The 18,852-nt window shown below is 52.5% G+C and carries 15 protein-coding genes and 1 riboswitch; all 15 genes read left to right on the forward strand.

From position 1 onward, the window contains the following. The first annotated feature begins 515 nt into the window (after window positions 1-515). Window positions 516-617: riboswitch (purine riboswitch) on the forward strand. A 192-nt stretch (window positions 618-809) separates the two neighbouring features. After that, window positions 810-1,295, forward strand: a complete 486-nt coding sequence (purE, locus tag AC0VZ8_RS04760) for a 5-(carboxyamino)imidazole ribonucleotide mutase (RefSeq protein ID WP_009592351.1) — start codon at window positions 810-812, stop codon at window positions 1,293-1,295. After that, the gene (gene purK / locus AC0VZ8_RS04765; RefSeq protein ID WP_009592318.1) at window positions 1,292-2,479 is read left to right on the forward strand and encodes a 5-(carboxyamino)imidazole ribonucleotide synthase; all 1,188 of its coding nucleotides are present in this window, start codon (window positions 1,292-1,294) and stop codon (window positions 2,477-2,479) included. Before purE ends, purK begins: the two co-directional genes overlap by 4 nt. A 3-nt stretch (window positions 2,480-2,482) precedes the next feature. Then, on the forward strand, window positions 2,483-3,778 hold the full coding sequence (purB, locus tag AC0VZ8_RS04770) for an adenylosuccinate lyase (protein WP_009592336.1): 1,296 nt from the start codon (window positions 2,483-2,485) through the stop codon (window positions 3,776-3,778). A gap of 264 nt (window positions 3,779-4,042) precedes the next feature. After that, window positions 4,043-4,933 carry a phosphoribosylaminoimidazolesuccinocarboxamide synthase gene (locus AC0VZ8_RS04775; protein WP_475486176.1) on the forward strand — a complete coding sequence of 297 codons (891 nt, stop codon included), beginning with the start codon at window positions 4,043-4,045 and terminating at the stop codon, window positions 4,931-4,933. A gap of 49 nt (window positions 4,934-4,982) precedes the next feature. Further along, a complete protein-coding gene (purS, locus tag AC0VZ8_RS04780) occupies window positions 4,983-5,228 on the forward strand; it encodes a phosphoribosylformylglycinamidine synthase subunit PurS (protein ID WP_006208285.1) in 246 nt (81 codons plus the stop codon). Window positions 5,229-5,232: 4 nt separating this feature from the next. Beyond that, window positions 5,233-5,922: a phosphoribosylformylglycinamidine synthase subunit PurQ gene (purQ, locus tag AC0VZ8_RS04785; protein WP_475486177.1), complete on the forward strand. Its 690-nt coding sequence runs from the start codon at window positions 5,233-5,235 to the stop codon at window positions 5,920-5,922. Continuing rightward, window positions 5,900-8,143, forward strand: a complete 2,244-nt coding sequence (gene purL, locus AC0VZ8_RS04790; RefSeq protein WP_475486178.1) for a phosphoribosylformylglycinamidine synthase subunit PurL — start codon at window positions 5,900-5,902, stop codon at window positions 8,141-8,143. Before purQ ends, purL begins: the two co-directional genes overlap by 23 nt. Next, window positions 8,128-9,606 (forward strand): amidophosphoribosyltransferase, encoded by a 1,479-nt coding sequence (gene purF / locus AC0VZ8_RS04795; RefSeq protein ID WP_071221559.1) that lies wholly within the window; start codon window positions 8,128-8,130, stop codon window positions 9,604-9,606. Before purL ends, purF begins: the two co-directional genes overlap by 16 nt. A gap of 178 nt (window positions 9,607-9,784) precedes the next feature. Next, window positions 9,785-10,825, forward strand: a complete 1,041-nt coding sequence (gene purM / locus AC0VZ8_RS04800; protein ID WP_475486179.1) for a phosphoribosylformylglycinamidine cyclo-ligase — start codon at window positions 9,785-9,787, stop codon at window positions 10,823-10,825. Then, the gene (purN, locus tag AC0VZ8_RS04805) at window positions 10,825-11,436 is read left to right on the forward strand and encodes a phosphoribosylglycinamide formyltransferase (RefSeq protein WP_071221557.1); all 612 of its coding nucleotides are present in this window, start codon (window positions 10,825-10,827) and stop codon (window positions 11,434-11,436) included. The genes purM and purN overlap by 1 nt, the downstream gene beginning before the upstream one ends. Before the next feature lie 151 nt (window positions 11,437-11,587). Then, on the forward strand, window positions 11,588-13,135 hold the full coding sequence (purH, locus tag AC0VZ8_RS04810; protein ID WP_475486180.1) for a bifunctional phosphoribosylaminoimidazolecarboxamide formyltransferase/IMP cyclohydrolase: 1,548 nt from the start codon (window positions 11,588-11,590) through the stop codon (window positions 13,133-13,135). A gap of 218 nt (window positions 13,136-13,353) precedes the next feature. After that, window positions 13,354-14,622, forward strand: coding sequence for a phosphoribosylamine--glycine ligase (gene purD / locus AC0VZ8_RS04815; RefSeq protein ID WP_475486181.1), 1,269 nt, complete (start codon window positions 13,354-13,356; stop codon window positions 14,620-14,622). Between the two features lie 538 nt (window positions 14,623-15,160). After that, window positions 15,161-16,471 carry a sugar ABC transporter substrate-binding protein gene (locus tag AC0VZ8_RS04820; RefSeq protein ID WP_071221549.1) on the forward strand — a complete coding sequence of 437 codons (1,311 nt, stop codon included), beginning with the start codon at window positions 15,161-15,163 and terminating at the stop codon, window positions 16,469-16,471. A 97-nt stretch (window positions 16,472-16,568) separates the two neighbouring features. After that, the gene (locus tag AC0VZ8_RS04825) at window positions 16,569-17,882 is read left to right on the forward strand and encodes a sugar ABC transporter permease (protein WP_216532937.1); all 1,314 of its coding nucleotides are present in this window, start codon (window positions 16,569-16,571) and stop codon (window positions 17,880-17,882) included. Next, the gene (locus AC0VZ8_RS04830; RefSeq protein WP_071221547.1) at window positions 17,882-18,724 is read left to right on the forward strand and encodes a sugar ABC transporter permease; all 843 of its coding nucleotides are present in this window, start codon (window positions 17,882-17,884) and stop codon (window positions 18,722-18,724) included. The genes AC0VZ8_RS04825 and AC0VZ8_RS04830 overlap by 1 nt, the downstream gene beginning before the upstream one ends. Window positions 18,725-18,852: the final 128 nt, after the last annotated feature.

The raw sequence follows: 18,852 nt of genomic DNA on the forward strand, positions 1-18,852 counted from the left end.
TGATTAGATATTTTGTCGTATTTCATAGTCACGTCGGATGATAAGATTTCGACACTCGCCCCCATCTTCCTTGCAAGTAATGAATGAAAGAGCAGAATACGGTCTTATTTTATTCTGCGATAACACTTTTCCCTTACCCTCAATGCAGCAGCAAAAAAGGTTCTCGCTCCAGCGGAGCGGACGAATCGTGGATGGAGAAGCGCCAGCGTTCGCCTTTAAACACGGGAAACCTCCATTATAGTTCAATCCAGTTTCCCGTGTTTAACAGCGATCGGAATCACGATGCGTCAGCGCAGCGCTGCCATCACTGCCCATACCATTTTTATGTACGGCCGTTGCCCGTGCCTTCAATAAAGCCCGCAATCTCCAAGAAGTTTTTGCTGCAGCATTGCTTACTCCCTAGATACGAACATTATTTTTTCTGTAAATCCGATTGTTCGTGTTTAGGTTGACATTAGGTGTCAGAAATTGATAAACTGAGGATGTTGAGGTTCAAAATAACTTATGAAGCATGATTGATGAAATTGAATATGTCTCGTATAAAGCCGGGGATATGGCCCGGAAGTCTCTACCCGAAAACCGTAAATTTTCGGACTACGAGGGAATACAAACGGTGCGGCAACGACGGGGCTTGGCTTCATGTTTGCTTCTTAGGCGGCGGATGCGCAAGACTCTTCTGCTTGACGCAGGCGGCAGCGTTCGTAATCCTTGTATGTCCGAGACCTGCACAGAACTTTGTGTTTACGGGATCGGACTTTTTTTTCAGCAGTCATATGAATGTCGAATTTCGCAGAAAGCGGGGGTAACTCATGACAGCACAAGTAGGAGTCATTATGGGAAGCCAATCAGATTGGGATACGATGTCCCATGCATGCCAGGTGCTAGACGAGCTTGAAATTCCTTATGAGAAAAAAGTCGTATCCGCTCACCGGACGCCGGACCTGATGTTCCGTTATGCCGAGGAAGCGGAGGGCCGGGGGCTTCGCGTCATTATCGCCGGAGCCGGCGGAGCTGCCCACCTGCCCGGGATGGTCGCTTCGAAAACGGTGCTGCCGGTCATCGGCGTTCCGGTTAAATCGAAAGCGTTGAAGGGTCTGGATTCATTGCTGTCGATCGTACAGATGCCAGGGGGCATTCCGGTGGCAACCGTAGCGATCGGCAAAGCCGGAGCCACGAACGCCGGGTTGCTCGCAGCCCAAATTCTGGGCACCTCGGATGCAGGGATTCGCGAAAGAGTACAAGCGCGCCGGGACCGGATCCGGGACGAAGTGCTGGAAAGCAGCGATAACCTATGATGGAGAACGGAGCACAGCAGATGCGGGCATCCGGCAGAAAGCTTTTGCCGGGTTCCGTCATTGGCGTACTCGGCGGCGGGCAGCTCGGACGAATGATCGCGCTGGACGGAATCCGGATGGGATATTCGTTTGTCACCCTTGATCCGACGCCGAACTCTCCGCTCGGCCAGATGGCCGAGCAGGTTACGGCCCGTTACGACGACGTCGAGGCTGCCCGGCAGCTCGCGGCGAAGGCCGATGTCATTACCTACGAATTCGAAAATGTCGATGCGGGCGTGGCCCGGCTTCTGGAGGAGCAGTCTTATGTTCCTCAGGGAAGCAAGCTGCTGTACACTACGCAGCACCGCTTGCGCGAGAAGGCCGCGATCGAAGCGGCCGGCGTGCCGGTTGCACCGTATCGTGAAATAACAAGCTTGGAAGATTTGTTGTCCGCCGCCTCCGAACTTGGACTTCCATGCGTGCTAAAGACCGCCACGGGAGGTTATGATGGTAAAGGGCAAGCGGTTCTCCGCAGCGAAGATGAACTCGAATCGGCTTACAAGGAGCTGGCTGCCAGCGGGACTGAGCTGGTATTGGAGAAGTTCGTCAAGTTCGCATGCGAGATCTCCGTCATTGCGGCGCGTACGCCCAGCGGCATCGTGAAGAGCTTCCCGCCGGCAGAGAACGTGCACGTCAACAATATTTTGCACTTGTCGATTGTGCCTGCGCGCGTGCCGAGCGAAGTAAAGCGCAAAGCATGCCAGCTCGCGGAACGCGTGGCTGAAGGTTTGGGAGCTGTTGGCCTGCTGGCCGTCGAGATGTTTGTGACCGAGGAGGGGGAGCTGTTCGTGAATGAGCTTGCGCCTCGTCCGCATAACTCGGGGCACTACACGATGGAGGCATGCTCAACCTCTCAATTCGAGCAGCATGTGAGAGCGATTTGCGATCTGCCGCTCGGGGATACGACGCTGCTGAGCCCGGTCGTCATGGTGAACCTCCTGGGGCAGCATCTGGAGGAAGCGGTACGGCGTTTTGGAGAGCACGACGCGCTTGCAGAGTCTCTCGGCGTTGTGCCCAAGCTTCATCTTTACGGCAAAAGCGAGGCGAAGGCTAACCGCAAGATGGGACATATCAACCTCTTGTGCGGGGACGTCGATGACGCGCTCGAATGGGTAGAGAAAACTAATATTTGGAGGCAGGATTAAACGATGATTGAACGTTACAGCAGACCGGAAATGCGGGCGATTTGGACCGAGGAGAACAAGTTCAGAGCATGGCTGGAAGTGGAATTGTGCGCATGCGAGGCATGGGCCGACCTTGGCGTCATTCCGAAGGAGGACACCGTTAAGCTTCGCCAGAATGCGACCTTCAATATAGATCGGATTTATGAAATCGAGCAGGAAACCCGCCATGATGTCATCGCTTTTACCCGTGCGGTGTCGGAAAGCCTTGGCGAGGAGCGCAAATGGGTCCACTACGGCTTGACTTCGACGGATGTGGTGGATACCGCGATGGGATATCTGCTCAAGCAAGCCAACGATATTCTGGAGCAGGACATCCTGCGCTTTATCGGTATTTTGAAAGAGAAAGCACTGGCTTACAAGCATACCCCGATGATGGGCAGAACGCATGGCGTGCATGCAGAGCCGACGACCTTCGGCTTGAAAATGGCGCTGTGGCATGAGGAAATGATCCGCAACCTGGAGCGTTTCCGCCATGCGGCAGACGGCGTGCAGTACGGCAAAATTTCGGGTGCTGTCGGCACGTATGCCAATATCGATCCTTCGGTCGAAGAATTCGTTTGCCGCAAGCTCGGCACGAAGGCGGCGCCGATCTCGACCCAGACGCTGCAGCGTGACCGTCACGCGGAATACATGGCGACGCTTGCTCTTATCGCTACTTCGCTCGAGAAATTCGCTACCGAAGTACGCGCGCTCCAGAAGAGTGAGGTTCGCGAAGTAGAAGAGGCATTCGCCAAAGGACAAAAAGGTTCCTCCGCGATGCCGCATAAACGGAATCCGATCGGTTCGGAGAACATCTCGGGCCTTGCCCGCGTCATTCGCGGCCACATGGTTTCCGCTTACGAGAACGTGTCGCTCTGGCATGAGCGGGATATTTCCCACTCCTCGGTAGAACGTATCATCCTGCCGGACGCTACGATGCTGCTGAACTACATGCTGAACCGCTTCGGCAACATCGTGAAGAACCTGACGGTCTTCCCGGAGAACATGAAGCGCAACATGGCCCGCACATATGGCGTTCCTTTCTCCGGCCGGATCCTGACGAAGCTGATCGACAAGGGCTTCAGCCGCGAGCAAGCGTACGACACCGTTCAGCCACGCGCTATGCAGGCGTGGGAAGAGCAGCGTCAATTCCGCGAGATCGTGGAATCCACGCCTGAGATCACCGAGGTGCTCAGCGCCGAAGAGATCGAAGATGCCTTCAATCCAAGCTGGCACCTGAAGCATGTGGATACGATTTTTGCCAAGCTGGGGTTGGAGTAATTAAGATACCAAATTAATCCGCATTCATAAAAGATCTAGAGAAATTCAATTTCTACAACGGAGAAGGCGGAATTGTTTTGGAGAAGCGATAGCGGTCTCCTGAAAGCTTTCCATCGGAAAGCTAGCATCGAAAGCATATGCTGCCCTCGGATTTCAACCATTAAATCTTATGTAATAGAAATCTGGGGGCAACAGAGATCGGAAAAATAATCCGCATTCGTAGTGATGACAGGCAGACAATCTCTAGTCTAAGGGGAGGAACACATGACATTACCGGCATTATCGACCGCCACTCATCTGGTCAACGTACCGCTGCTGTACAAGGGCAAGGTTCGTGAACTGTACGACCTGGGCGAGCACGTACTCATTGTAGTAACCGACCGCATTTCCGCTTTTGACTATGTGCTGGAGCCGCCCGTGCCGGCTAAAGGAACCGTGCTGAACAAGCTGAGCGCCTTCTGGTTCGAACAAACGGAGCAGCTTATCCGCAATCATGTCGTGCATACCGACGTGAACCTGCTGGGCGATGGCGTCAAGGACAAGGACCTGCTGGACGGACGCATCATGGTGTGCCGGAGGGCCGAGCGCATCGATATCGAATGCGTGGTGCGCGGGTACATCACCGGCGGAGGCTGGAGGCAGTATCAATCGTCTGGTGAAGTCAACGGCATTCAGCTGCCGGAGGGCCTGCGCAAGAACGAGGCTTTTCCGGAGCCGATCTTCACGCCGGCGGCCAAGAACGATGTCGGTCATGACGAGGACATTCCGCTTTCCCGCATGAAGGAGCTTGTCGGCGAGGAGCTGGCGCTGCAGCTGCAGGACAAAAGCCTGATGCTGTACAAGTTTGCCCGCGATTACTGCCGCAAGCACGGCATTATTTTGGCCGACTGCAAATTTGAGTTCGGTTTAATCGATGGAGAGATCGTTCTGATCGACGAGATCTTCACGCCGGATTCCTCCCGTTTCTGGGATGAGAGCAATTATGCGCTCGACATTGAGATCGACAGTATGGATAAGGAGCCGGTACGCACGTATCTTGCTTCGTCCGATTGGGATAAGAACAGTGAGCCGGATCCGCTGCCGCAAGCCGTGGTGGAGGAGACAACGCGCCGCTACAGCGATATTTACAGCCGAATCACGGGTGTTAGCCTGTAAGCTTTGATAAACCATTTCATTCATATATACCGAGGAGGAACAGGATACAATGTTGAAAGCAAAGGTCTACGTCACGATTAAGCAGAGCGTATTGGACCCTCAAGGGGTAGCGGTGCAGGGGGCGCTTCATTCGATTGGGTACAAGGAAGTGGAAAGTCTGCGGATCGGTAAATATATGGAGCTTGAGCTGGGTACGGACAACCGTGAGGAAGCCGAGCAACGAGTGAAAGAAATGTGCGAGAAGCTTCTGGCCAATACGGTGGTAGAGAACTACCGTTATGAATTGGAGGGCTAAACCAATGAGATTTGCAGTGCTGGTCTTTCCTGGCTCCAACTGTGACATTGACTGCTATAAGGCGGTAGAAGAGACGATCGGTCAGCCGGTGGATTATGTATGGCATACGGCAACGGACCTTTCCCCATACGATTGTATTTTGGTGCCCGGCGGATTCTCCTATGGAGATTATCTGCGGTGTGGTGCGATTTCCCGGTTCGCCCCGGTCATGAACGAAGTGGCGAAAGCGGCGGAAGAGGGCAAGTATATTCTGGGCATTTGCAACGGATTTCAGATCTTGACGGAAGCCGGACTCCTTCCGGGAGCCCTGCGGCGCAACGATTCGATGAAATTCCGCTGCCATGACACGGTGCTTAAAGTGAACAATAATACAACGCCGTTTACCCGCGATTACGCGGAGGGACAAGAGATTGTCATTCCGATCGCGCATGGCGAGGGCAACTATTACTGTGATGAAGAAACACTTCAAAAGCTCCGGGACAACCGGCAAATCGTATTTACGTATCAAAACAATCCGAACGGCTCGATCGAGGATATTGCAGGTATCTGCAACGAGCGTGGCAACGTAATCGGCATGATGCCGCATCCGGAGCGCGCGGTCAGCAGCCTGCTCGGCTCGGATGACGGTAAAGCAATGTTTACATCCATATTACAGGCATGGAGGGATACTCATGGCGCAGCAAACGTCCGTTAAGGAACCGACAGCAGAACAGATCGCAGAGCATCAGATTTACAAGCAAATGGGAGTTTCGGACAGCGAGTATGAGCTGATCTGTTCCTTCATGGGACGCAAGCCGAATTACACGGAAATCGGCGTATTCAGTGTCATGTGGTCCGAGCATTGCGCCTACAAAAATTCCAAGCCGCTGCTTCGTCGTTTCCCGACAAGCGGCCCGCGCGTCCTGATGGGACCGGGCGAGGGTGCAGGGATCGTTGATATCGGCGACAACCAAGCGGTTGTATTCAAAATCGAAAGTCATAACCATCCGTCCGCTGTAGAGCCTTATCAAGGCGCAGCCACGGGCGTTGGCGGTATTATCCGCGATATTTTCTCCATGGGGGCAAGACCGGTAGCGATTCTGAACTCGCTTCGTTTCGGCAAGCTCGAGAGCGATCGCGTTAAATATTTGTTTGAGCACGTGGTATCCGGCATTGCCGGTTACGGCAACTGCATCGGGATCCCGACGGTAGGCGGCGAGGTTGTATTCGACGAAAGCTATGAAGGCAATCCGCTGGTCAATGCGATGTGCGTCGGCGTTATCGACCATGATAAGATTCAGCGCGGCGTTGCAAAAGGGGTAGGCAATCCGGTCTTCTATGTCGGGCCTCCAACTGGCCGCGATGGCATCCACGGCGCAACCTTCGCTTCCGTTGAGCTGACGGAGGAATCCGAAGCGAACCGTACGGCCGTTCAGGTCGGCGATCCGTTCATGGAGAAACTTGTGATGGAGTCCTGCCTCGAGCTGATTGATTCCGGCATCGTGCTGGGCATTCAGGATATGGGCGCGGCTGGACTGACTTGCTCCAGTGCGGAAATGGCAAGTAAAGCAGGCAACGGTCTTGAGCTGTACCTGGACCAAGTGCCTCAGCGCGAAGAGGGCATGACGCCTTATGAAATGATGCTGTCGGAGTCCCAGGAACGGATGCTGTTCGTGGTTGAGCCGAAGCATGAGGAGCAGGCACGAGAAATCTTCGAACGCTGGGGCGTTATTTGCGCCAAAGTCGGCAAAGTGACGGACGATGGCCGCCTGAAGCTGATCCACCACGGTGAGGTGGTAGGCGACATGCCGGTTAAAGCGCTCGTAGACGAATGTCCGATTTATAACAAACCATCCGAAGAACCGGCTTATTATCAAGAACAGGCTGCGGTGGATACGCTTCGTTATGAAGAAGTGAAGGATTTGGGCGGTGCCCTCAAGAAGGTGCTCGGTTCGCCAAGCCTTGCAAGCAAAGCATGGGTATACAACCAATATGATTATATGGTTCGCACCAGCACGGCCGTTCGTCCGGGTTCGGATGCTGCCGTCGTAACGGTGCAGGGAACGCGTAAAGCCCTAGCGATGACAACGGACTGTAACGGACGTTACGTCTACCTCGACCCTGAGCTTGGCGGCAGAATCGCGGTCAGCGAAGCAGCGCGTAATATCGTGTGCTCCGGCGCCGAGCCGCTGGCGATTACGGATAACCTGAACTTCGGAAGCCCGGAGAAGCCGGAAATTTTCTGGCAGATGGAAAAAGCCGTGGACGGCATGGCAGAAGCTTGTCGTGTGCTTGAAACGCCGGTTATCGGCGGGAATGTGAGTCTCTACAATGAGAATGCCAAAGGCGCGATTTATCCGACGCCGGTTGTCGGCATGGTCGGCCTGATCCATGATACGGATCATATTACGACACAAGGCTTCAAGGCGGAAGGCGATGCCATCTACGTTCTGGGCGATACCCGTGCGGAACTGGGCGGCAGCGAGTTCCAAGCGATCATGCATGGAGTATCGGAAGGCAGACCGCCGGAACTGAACCTGGATACCGAGAAGAAACTGCTGGGCGGCGTACTGAAGGCCATCCAATCCGGTCTGGTACAATCCGCGCATGACGTGTCGGAGGGGGGACTTGCAGCCGCGCTGGCGGAGAGCTGCATCAGCGGCAGCGTTGGGGCGAGCGTGCAATGGTCAACCGATCTGCGTAACGACGTAGCGCTCTTTAGCGAGAGCCAATCCCGGATCGTGCTGTCGGTGTCTCCTGATCATAAGAATGCGCTGGAGAAGCTCCTGCAAGAAGCGGACGTTCCATTTACCGCGCTTGGCGTAGTCGGCGGAAACAAGCTTAGCATTAACATTAACGGTGCTTCTGCGCTGGAAGAATCCGTGGAGGCTTTGAAATCCGTCTGGGAGGATGCCATTCCATGTCTCATGAACTGATACCCGAAGGACTGTGGACAGGGGATTACTACAATGAGGGAACAGGTCAGAGCGATATTTTCGATACATTAAAAGAAGAGTGCGGCGTATTCGGGGTGTTTGGGCATCCCGATGCCGCCTCCCTTTCCTATTACGGGCTTCACGCCCTCCAGCACCGCGGCGAAGAAAGCGCAGGAATCTGCGTAGCCGACGGCGAGAATTTCAATTATCACCGCGGGATGGGACTTGTAAAAGAAGTGTTTGATAAAGACAAGCTGGAATCGCTGCAGGGCAGCATGTCGATCGGGCATGTCCGTTACTCGACCAGCGGGGACAGCAGACTGACGAATGCGCAGCCGCTCGTCTTTAAATATCGTGAGGGCAATCTGGCGATTGCTACGAACGGCAACATCGTCAATGAGCCGAAGCTTCGGCGCGAGCTGGAGATGGAGGGCTCCATATTCCAGACGACCAGCGATACGGAGGTCATTGCGCATCTGATCGCGCGTTCGCCGAAGGATTTTGTTGAGGCTGCCAAAGACGCCTTGCAGCGTCTGGTGGGCGGGTTTGCTTTTCTGCTCATGACCAATGACAAGCTGCTCGTCGCTTCGGACCCGAACGGACTCCGTCCGCTCACGATGGGTCGCCTGGGCGATGCATATATCTTCACCTCCGAGACCTGTGCACTTGAAGTCATCGGGGCGGAAGCAATCCGTGATGTCGCTCCTGGGGAACTGCTGATCCTTGATCGGAACGGGCTTCGGGAAGAACGGTATACGGAAGCGGGACGCAAAGCGTTGTGCGCGATGGAGTATATTTATTTCTCCCGTCCTGACAGCGATCTGAACGGCTCCAATCTGCATTCGGCCCGCAAACGGATGGGCAGCAAGATGGCCCTGGAATCGTTCGTGGATGCCGATGTGGTTACAGGCGTACCGGATTCCAGCATCTCGGCTGCTATCGGTTATGCCGAGCAAACGGGCATTCCTTACGAGCTGGGATTGATCAAGAATAAATATACGGGCCGGACGTTTATTCAGCCGAGCCAGGAGCTGCGCGAGCAGGGCGTGAAGATGAAGCTGAGCGCGGTACGGCGCGTGGTCGAAGGCAAACGGGTGGTTATGATCGATGACTCCATCGTACGGGGAACTACGTCCCGCCGGATCGTCAATCTGCTTCGCGAAGCGGGCGCGACCGAAGTGCATGTGCGGATTACGTCGCCGCCGTTCAAGAACCCTTGCTTCTACGGCATCGATACGCCCGACCGCAGGGAGCTGATCGCTTCCGAGAAAAGCGTCGAGGAAATCTGCCGGGAGATCAACGCCGATTCCCTATCGTTCCTGAGTCCGGAGGGACTTATATCCGCCATAGGCGGTTATGATGAGCAGAGCCATAAAGGCGGCTTGTGCATGGCTTGCTTTGACAATGATTACCCGACGCAGATTGATTTTAACGGGGAAGAGAAGATGGGCTGCAGCTGCTGATTCTGCAGTGGACAGCCATTTTTTCTCGGTTTTATCTTTTAAGTGAAGGTTCAAAAAGGTCGGTTTTCAGCACCGAGAAGGTTGGTTTGAACAACCTCTTTAAGCTGGTTATTGATTAAGCCCATAAATGATGTGTGAACAGATACTTTCGTCATAACGAAAAAGGAGTGTTGAGCGCGTGTCGGATACTTACAAACAAGCAGGCGTCAATATCGCTGCAGGCAACGAAGCGGTAGAGCGGATGAAAAAGCATGTCAAAACGACTTTCAGGCCGGAAGTCATGACGGACCTCGGTGGTTTTGGCGCACTGTTCAAGCTGAATAAAGACCAATATGAAGAGCCGGTACTCGTCTCAGGCACGGATGGCGTCGGCACAAAGCTGAAGCTCGCATTCGCGATGGACCAACATGATACCATCGGCATTGATGCGGTAGCGATGTGCGTGAACGATATTGTGGTGCAAGGCGCAGAACCGCTCTTTTTTCTCGACTATTTAGCGTGTGATAAGGTCATTCCGTCCAAAATCGAATCCATTGTCAAAGGGATCGCCGACGGATGCAACCAAGCGGGATGTTCCCTGATCGGCGGGGAAACGGCGGAAATGCCGGGCATGTACAGTGAAGGCGAGTATGACATCGCGGGCTTCACCGTAGGCATTGTCGACAAAAGCAAAATGATCAACGGGTCGAATATCGCGGCAGGCGACGCGGTGATTGGTCTAGCGTCCAGCGGCGTGCACAGCAACGGCTTCTCGCTCGTCCGCAAGCTGCTTCTGGAGGACGCAGGCTACTCCCTGCAGCAAGAGCTTCCGGAATTGGGCGGATGTCTTGGCGACGTGCTGCTTGCACCGACCAAGATTTATGTGAAGCCGCTGCTCGGACTGTTGAAAGAGATCGAAGTAAAGGGCATGGCGCATATCACGGGCGGCGGATTCATCGAGAATATTCCGCGTATGCTGCCGGATGGCGTCAATGTCGACATCGAATACGGCTCTTGGCCGATTCTGCCGATCTTTAAGCTGATGCAGGAAAAAGGCAGCATATCGAACAAGGATATGTTTACGACATTTAATATGGGAATTGGCATGGTGCTTGTCGTCAAAGAACAGGATGCAGACGGAGTGCTTCAATACCTCCGCTCCGCAGGCGAAGAGGCTTATGTGATCGGCCGGGTCACCGAAGGCGAGCGCATCGTAACCTTTACGGGAGCTGAGGTGTAATGAGGCCGTTTCGGATTGCGGTTTTCGCTTCCGGCAGGGGCAGTAACTTTCAGGCTTTGGTAGATACGCAGCACAGGGGGGCCCTGGGCGGCGTGATCAGCATCCTGGTATGCGATAAGCCACAGGCTCCCGTGGTGGAGCTGGCTCAAGCGGCGAATGTGGATGTATTCGCCTTTCAGCCGAAGGATTATGCCTCGAAGGAAGATTACGAACGTGAAATTGCGGTAGAGCTTCAGCAGCGCGGTGTCGAATTGATTGTTCTTGCAGGATATATGCGGTTATTGAGTCCGTCCTTTGTCGAGTTCTATAGCGGCCGGATCATCAACATTCATCCATCGCTGCTGCCTGCTTTTCCAGGAAAAGACGCGATTGGCCAAGCGCTGGACTATGGTGTGAAGATGACTGGTGTCACGGTTCATTTCGTGGATGGCGGCATGGATACCGGACCTGTTATTGCTCAAAAAGCCGTAGAGATCAAGGAAGGCGAAACGGCAGAAGTGCTGGCAGAACGCATTCATGCCGTGGAGCAGAAGTTATACTCTGAAGTCGTTTCCTGGTTCGCCCAGGGGCGAATTTCGCTGAACGGGCGGAATGTGACGATTACCGAATAGGCTTTTGTAATAAAAGGGGACAAGGTCTTTCGGTGAATCGACATGTTCGATATTTCTCGGGAAATAATTTGCAATTATGGATCTTCGACAGCATCTACGGAATCAAGACAGGCTTACTTAGTTAATTTCATTCATAATAGGGGGTATGAACGTGGGTATCAAAAGAGCATTGGTCAGCGTTTCGGATAAAACCGGCATCGTGGCGTTTTGCCGCGAGTTGTCTTCATTGGGTGTAGAGATCATTTCGACAGGGGGAACGAAGAACCTCCTCGCCAAGGAAGGAGTTCCTGTCATCGGCATCTCCGATGTGACCGGATTCCCAGAGATTCTGGACGGACGCGTCAAAACCCTTCATCCAGCCGTGCACAGCGGCCTGCTTGCCATTCGCGACAGCGAGGAGCATCAACGTCAGATGCAGGAGCTGGGCCTCGATTACATCGATCTGGTTGTGGTGAACCTGTACCCATTCCAGGAAACGATCGCGAAGCCGGATGTCGAGTATGAGGATGCAATCGAAAATATCGACATTGGCGGTCCAACGATGCTGCGTTCGGCTGCGAAAAACCATGCTTTTGTGAGCGTGGTTGTCGATGCGGCGGATTATGGCAGCGTGATCGAGGAAATCCGTGACGGCGGCGACACGACGCTGGAAACCCGTAAACGTCTTGCAGCCAAGGTATTCCGTCATACGGCGGCCTACGATACGTTGATTTCTGACTATTTGTCGAATGTAACGGGCGATCCGCTTCCTGAGCGCTTTAGCGTCACCTACGAGAAAATTCAGGACCTTCGTTACGGCGAGAATCCACATCAAAAAGCGGCATTTTACCGTAAACCGCTGGCACCAGCGGGTACTTTGACGACCGCGGAGCAGCTGCACGGCAAAGAGCTCTCCTATAACAATATCAATGACGCGAACGCGGCCCTGCAGATCGTGAAGGAATTCGACGAGCCGACCGTGGTGGCCGTGAAGCATATGAACCCTTGCGGCGTCGGCATCGGGACAAATGTGCTGGAAGCTTACCAAAAAGCTTACAACGCTGATCCGACATCCATTTTTGGCGGCATCGTGGCGGCGAACCGGACAATTGACGCTCCGACGGCGGATCTGCTGAAGGATATTTTCCTTGAAATCATCCTGGCACCGGACTTCACGCCAGAGGCGCTGGAGATTCTGACGAAGAAGAAGAACATCCGTCTTCTGAAGATGGGCGAGTTCGGTTCGGCCAAGGAGCGCCAAAGCACACTTGCGTTGACAACCATCGAAGGCGGCATGATCGTACAGGAAAGCGATGTGCATTCCCTTGACGCCGCTGACCTGAAAGTTGCAACGGACCGTAAACCAACGGAAGAAGAGCTGAAACAGCTGCTCTTTAGCTGGAAAGTGGTCAAGCACGTGAAATCTAATGCGATAGTATTGGCTGCAGACAACATGACCGTTGGCGTTGGCGCAGGCCAAATGAACCGTGTCGGCTCGGCGCGTATTGCGGTGGAACAGGCAGGAGAGAAAGCCAAGGGGGCCGTTCTCGCTTCCGATGCGTTCTTCCCGATGGGAGATACCGTGGAGCTTGCAGCGAAAGCCGGCATTACCGCCATCATTCAGCCGGGCGGCTCCATTAAGGATGAGGAATCCATCAAGGCAGCCAACGAATACGGGATCGCCATGGTCTTTACCGGCGTGCGGCATTTTAAACACTAATTCATGAGCATAAAAAGGGGCTTCGCTGCAACCATGAGGCTGCAGCTGAAGATCACCTTTCAATCAGCAACATATAGAGGCGACGCCGCTCTTTCGAGCGCGCCGCCTTTAAGTTTAAGGGGACCAGAAGGTGAAGATGATCTCACGCTTCGCCCTGTAAATCATTCATGTTATGAAATGTTGACGGTAAAGTTGAAATGAATCGGGAGGGGTAAACCATGGATATTTTGGTTATCGGAGGCGGCGGAAGAGAGCATGCCATCGTATGGGCACTGGCAAAGAGCCCGAAAGCGGATAAGATTTACTGCGCACCCGGCAACGCCGGTATCGGACAACTGGCCGAGTGTGTGCCGATCGCGGTATCGGAGTTTGAGAAGCTGGCGGCATTCGCCGTAGAGAAGCAGGTGGGACTCATTGTTGTCGGTCCGGATGATCCGCTGGCTGACGGCATCGTAGATGCATTCGACGCTACAGGCATCCCGGTATTCGGTCCGCGCAAAAATGCAGCCGAAATTGAGGGCAGCAAAACCTTTATGAAGGATCTGCTCCATAAATACGACATTCCAACGGCAGCTTACGCGAAGTTCGACGATTACGAGAAGGCGCTAGCTTACTTGCGCCAGCAGGGCGCGCCGATTGTCGTGAAAGCGGACGGGCTCGCAGCCGGCAAGGGTGTTACCGTTGCGCGGACGATCGAGGAAGCCGAGCAGGCGCTCAGCGACATCATGCAGTCGAAGGTGTTTGGCGATGCCGGAAGCCGCGTGGTTATCGAGGAGTTCCTGGAAGGCCAGGAAATGTCGATCCTCGCCTTTGTGGACGGCGAAACCGTGAAGCCGATGTCCGCAGCGCAGGATCATAAACCGGCTTATGATGGAGATGAGGGGCCGAACACCGGAGGAATGGGAACGTATTCGCCATTGCCTCATATTCAGCCATCCATTATTGAGGAGGCCATTGAGACGATCATCAAGCCTACGGCAAAAGCGATGGTAGCCGAAGGGCGTCCGTTCCGGGGTGTTCTATTCGCCGGATTGATGATTACGCCGGATGGCAAACCGAAGACCATTGAGTTCAACGCCAGATTTGGCGATCCGGAAACGCAGGTCGTATTGCCGCGCTTGAAGACGGATCTGCTTGAGATATTCCTTGCTGCCGTTAACGGAAACCTGGCCGATTTAGAACTGGAGTGGAGTGACGAAGCAGCGGTATGTGTCATCCTGGCTTCCGGCGGGTATCCTGCATCGTATCCGAAAGGGATAGCGATCAGTGGGCTGGATAACGAGCAGGACGGAACGATTGTATTTCATGCGGGAACCTCCCGCGATGCTGATGGAACGTGGAGAACGAATGGCGGCCGTGTCCTGGGCGTTGTCGGACTAGGGGCAGATATCGCATCCGCACGGGCGAAAGCGTATGAGCGTGCAGAAGCGATTTTGTTTGAAGGCAAGCAGAACCGGACGGATATTGCGCTGAAGGCGCTGCAATAACGGAGCTTCAATAGGTATCAGCCATATACGATAGAAGGACTGCCGCTGATCTGTGTTCAAAGAACAAGAGCGGTAGTCCTTTTTTGCTGTTATCGGAAACACAGGGGGAAGCCAAGCTGAAAATTTATAGTCACCTCGTGGCATGTTGAGCCAATGGTTTCTCATAAACACCAGTGTGCAAACGTTTGTTCAACAAGCAACCATTTATGTTAGACTCTTGTCTCAAATAACGAGTAAAATGACAGGATTGCACAGCATATGCACAACTATTTTTATGATAACTTACGAAATACAGTGAATAGTGAAGGTAACAAGAGATTATATGCTTAAAACGGGTAAAAATGATCTGTGCAAACGTTTTTACATTCGATAATAAATGTTGTATGATGTTTTCAGTGAATGAAGCGCTTTCTCAACGGGATTTTTCCTGAGTATCTCGCCAGATGCTACATAGAAAAAGAGACGCTGAAAATTTCTGAAATCGTTTGCGCAGATTTCCAACATTTTCTGATCATTTATTGAGAGGGGTAATCATGGAATGAAGATGAAGAAACTACTTACGCTAGCTGCAACCTTCACGTTGGCGTTCTCCATTACAGCGTGCGGAGGAAATTCACCTGCTCCTGCTGCTGAGGCACCTGCTGAGAATCCACCAGCCCAGGAGACGCCGGCCGAAAATACAGAAGCACCGGAACTTAAGCCAGAGGAAGGTGCTAAATTGATCGTATGGGAAAGTAGAGACGAAAGAGCCTACACCGATGCGGTTGCTAAAGAATTTACCGAGAAATACGGCGTTGAAGTAACCATCGAAGAATTGTCCCCAACCGACCAAGTTACCAAGCTTCAACAAGACGGACCATCCGGATTGGGCGCTGACGTAGTATTGTTCCCTCATGATAACCTGGGTAAGGCCGTAGCTACCAACCTGGTTCTGCCAAATGATTACTTCGAAGAAAAAACGAAGAGCAGCAACTCGGAAGCCGCTATCCAAGGCGTAAGCTATGACGGTGTTCTGTACGGATACCCGCGCGCTGCTGAAACATACCTGATGTATTACAACAAGGACCTGGTAAAAGAAGTTCCAACAACGATGGAAGAAGTTATTGAGTTCAGCAAAACCTTCACAGACAAATCCAAAAACAAATATGGAATCATGTTCGAAACAGGCAACCTGTACTTCGCATATCCATTCCTTGCTTCCAATGGCGGCTACATCTTCGGTAACGGCGGCGCAGATGTCAACGATATCGGCCTCAACAACGAAGGCGCAGTCAAGAGTATGGAAGTGTATGCAAGCCTGAAAGAAATTCTCCCGGTTAAATCCGGCGACATTACGCCTGATATCAAACGCGGATTGTTCACGGGCGGCGACCTGGCTATGGACATTAACGGACCATGGGAGCTCGGCGGATACAAAGAAGCGCTTGGCGACAAGCTTGGCGTTGCTCCAATCCCAACCATCGGCGGCCAGCCTGCTGTATCGTTCTCCGGTATCAAAGCTTGGTACGTAAGCTCGTTCACGAAATATCCGCAAGCCGCTCGTTTGTTTGCTGACTTTGCAACAAGCAAGGAAGCTCAATTGAAACTGAGCGCACTGGTTGGATCGGTTCCAACTAACAACGAAGCTCAGGAAGACGATCAAATCAAGAATGACGAGTATGTATCGGCATTCACAGAGCAGTTCAAATCTTCCCAACCGATGCCATCCGTTCCTGAAATGGCTAACGTATGGTCTCCTGTAGGCGCTGCACTGGCTGAGATCTGGGATAACAACAAAGACGTGAAAGAAACGCTTGATAAAGCTGTAAATCAAGTGAAAGATCTCAACAGTGGTGGAGCTGGCGAGTAATTACGTTCTTATATAATGCGAGATAGATGAAGAAGTTCACCCGCCGAACAACCGGCGGGTGATTCCTCGATTATATGGAGAGGAGAATGGAGGGAGCATGCGTCAACATCGTACGACAGCAGCCGTATTATCAGCCATCTGTATGGGTCTGGGTCAGCTTTACAATCGGCAATGGATCAAAGGTGTTATTTTACTTATCGTAGGTATATTCAGTCTGTATTACTTCATCAACAACCTGGGTGATGCCATCTGGGGAATGACAACTTTGGGGGAACAGGGAAGCCATTTAGAGAAAGTCAACGGATTAACCCAAATGGTAGCAGGTGACCATTCCATCAATCTGCTGATTGAAGGACTTATCACCATGATTATGTTTGCGCTTTTTCTTATTGGGTATTACGCCAATATCAAAAACGCATATAACGCTGGAAAACTAAGGGAACAGGGTGGAAAACCCAACAACTTCAGACAGACCCTTTACTATATTTTTGAATGGAAATTCGCGCAATCTTTCCTGACGCTGCCGGCCATCGGTATTTTGTTTTTTACGGTCATGCCGATTATCTTCATGGTCATGCTGGCGTTTACGAACTATTCCGCTCCAAACAATCTGCCGCCGGCAAATTTGGTTGACTGGGTCGGTTTCAAAACCTTCACCAATCTCGTTGCATTGAAATCATGGAGCCATACGTTCTTCGGCGTCCTGACCTGGACGATCATCTGGGCAGTGCTGGCAACGGTAACGACGTATTTTGGCGGTGTGCTCGTTGCACTCCTTATTCAACAAAAAGGAATTCGTTTCAAAGGCGTATGGCGTGTCATTCTGATCATTCCATATGCGATTCCACAGCTGATTTCCTTGCTCGTTATGCGTAATATGTTTAACGGGCAATTCGGACCGATCAACCAGTATTTAAGATATTTCGGTTTGGAAGGCCTGCCATGGCTGACCGATCCGGTCTGGGCCAAAGTGACCGTTATTATCGTTAATATGTGGGTAGGTATCCCGGTATCCATGCTTCTCGTTATGAGTGTCCTGACTACGATTCCGAAGGATCTTTATGAAGCGGCCGATGTGGACGGGGCGACTGGATTCCAGAAATTCAAGATCATCACCCTACCGATGATTTTGTTCTCGACGGCACCGGTGCTGATTACGCAATTTGCCGGTAACATTAACAACTTTAACTTGATTTTCCTCCTGACAAACGGTAACCCGGTTGTAGGTGATTATCAATACGCGGGTGCGACGGACCTGCTGGTAACCTGGCTCTATAAACTGACGCTGGATCAGCAGCGGTACAGCATGGCATCGGCCATCGGTATTATCATCTTCATGATTATTGCGACCTTCTCGATTTACAATTATCGCAGAACCAGATCCTTTAAAGAGGAGGATATGATCCAATAATGGGAATTAAAATGAGAAATGCGATTCGCCTGACGGCAAGTTACATCACGCTTGTCATCATTGCGATCGGTTGTATTTACCCGGCGCTCTGGATTGTTCTGGCCTCTTTCCGTCCCGGAAAGTCGTTGTACAGCAAGTCCTTGATTCCAGAATCTTTTACGCTCAGTCATTATAAAGAATTGTTTACGTCCCAGAGCTTTCTGTTTGGCACATGGTACATGAACACGTTGAAAATTGCAATATTCTCCATGATTATCGGGACCATTCTTGTCCTGCTAACAAGTTATGCGGTCTCCCGATTCCGGTTTAAAGGCCGGCAGAATGCGCTATCGGTCATTCTCGTGCTGGGGATGTTCCCGGGCTTCATGAGTATGATCGCGCTGTATATCCTGCTGAACTCCCTGGATCTGCTGAACACGCATGCGGCGATGATTATCGTGTATGCGGCAGGGGCGCCGCTAGGCGGAACCCTGATCATGAAAGGCTTCCTGGATACGATACCGCGAAGTCTGGATGAAGCGGCGAAGATCGACGGAGCTACCAACTTCCAGATATTCCGCAAAATCATTCTGCCGTTGTCGAAGCCAATGATCACGTATATGGGCTTGACGCTGTTCGTTGGTCCATGGGTAGACTTTATCTTTGCGAGACTCGTGCTCCGGACAAAAGAAAACTGGACGCTCGCCGTCGGCCTATGGGATCTCGTCAACTCCACCCAGGATAGTAACTTTACGTTGTTCGCGGCGGCATCCGTGCTGATCGCACTGCCGATCACCTTGCTGTTTGTCTTCCTGCAGCGTTTGCTGGTCGATGGCATGACGGCTGGGGCAAGCAAAGGGTAAGGTACGGATAGCTAATCGTATGAATTCATCATAAGACAGATAGATAGAGAGAACAGCGAAGAGACACAGCCGGTAACCGCTAGCTGTGTCTTTTTGCATTTCAAACATGCGATGCAGGGGGACATATA

The organism is Paenibacillus sp. QJM3NY_38 (genome assembly GCF_056173265.1).

What these genes read in the sequence shown, in the direction of transcription:
- purB (WP_009592336.1), top strand. Translation starts at nt 2,483, where the DNA reads ATGATTGAACGTTACAGCAGACCGGAAATGCGGGCGATTTGGACCGAG.
- purN (WP_071221557.1), top strand. Translation starts at nt 10,825, where the DNA reads ATGAGGCCGTTTCGGATTGCGGTTTTCGCTTCCGGCAGGGGCAGTAAC.
- AC0VZ8_RS04830 (WP_071221547.1), top strand. Translation starts at nt 17,882, where the DNA reads ATGGGAATTAAAATGAGAAATGCGATTCGCCTGACGGCAAGTTACATC.
- AC0VZ8_RS04820 (WP_071221549.1), top strand. Translation starts at nt 15,161, where the DNA reads ATGAAGATGAAGAAACTACTTACGCTAGCTGCAACCTTCACGTTGGCG.
- purS (WP_006208285.1), top strand. Translation starts at nt 4,983, where the DNA reads ATGTTGAAAGCAAAGGTCTACGTCACGATTAAGCAGAGCGTATTGGAC.
- purK (WP_009592318.1), top strand. Translation starts at nt 1,292, where the DNA reads ATGATGGAGAACGGAGCACAGCAGATGCGGGCATCCGGCAGAAAGCTT.
- purL (WP_475486178.1), top strand. Translation starts at nt 5,900, where the DNA reads ATGGCGCAGCAAACGTCCGTTAAGGAACCGACAGCAGAACAGATCGCA.
- purQ (WP_475486177.1), top strand. Translation starts at nt 5,233, where the DNA reads ATGAGATTTGCAGTGCTGGTCTTTCCTGGCTCCAACTGTGACATTGAC.
- purF (WP_071221559.1), top strand. Translation starts at nt 8,128, where the DNA reads ATGTCTCATGAACTGATACCCGAAGGACTGTGGACAGGGGATTACTAC.
- purE (WP_009592351.1), top strand. Translation starts at nt 810, where the DNA reads ATGACAGCACAAGTAGGAGTCATTATGGGAAGCCAATCAGATTGGGAT.
- AC0VZ8_RS04825 (WP_216532937.1), top strand. Translation starts at nt 16,569, where the DNA reads ATGCGTCAACATCGTACGACAGCAGCCGTATTATCAGCCATCTGTATG.
- purD (WP_475486181.1), top strand. Translation starts at nt 13,354, where the DNA reads ATGGATATTTTGGTTATCGGAGGCGGCGGAAGAGAGCATGCCATCGTA.
- AC0VZ8_RS04775 (WP_475486176.1), top strand. Translation starts at nt 4,043, where the DNA reads ATGACATTACCGGCATTATCGACCGCCACTCATCTGGTCAACGTACCG.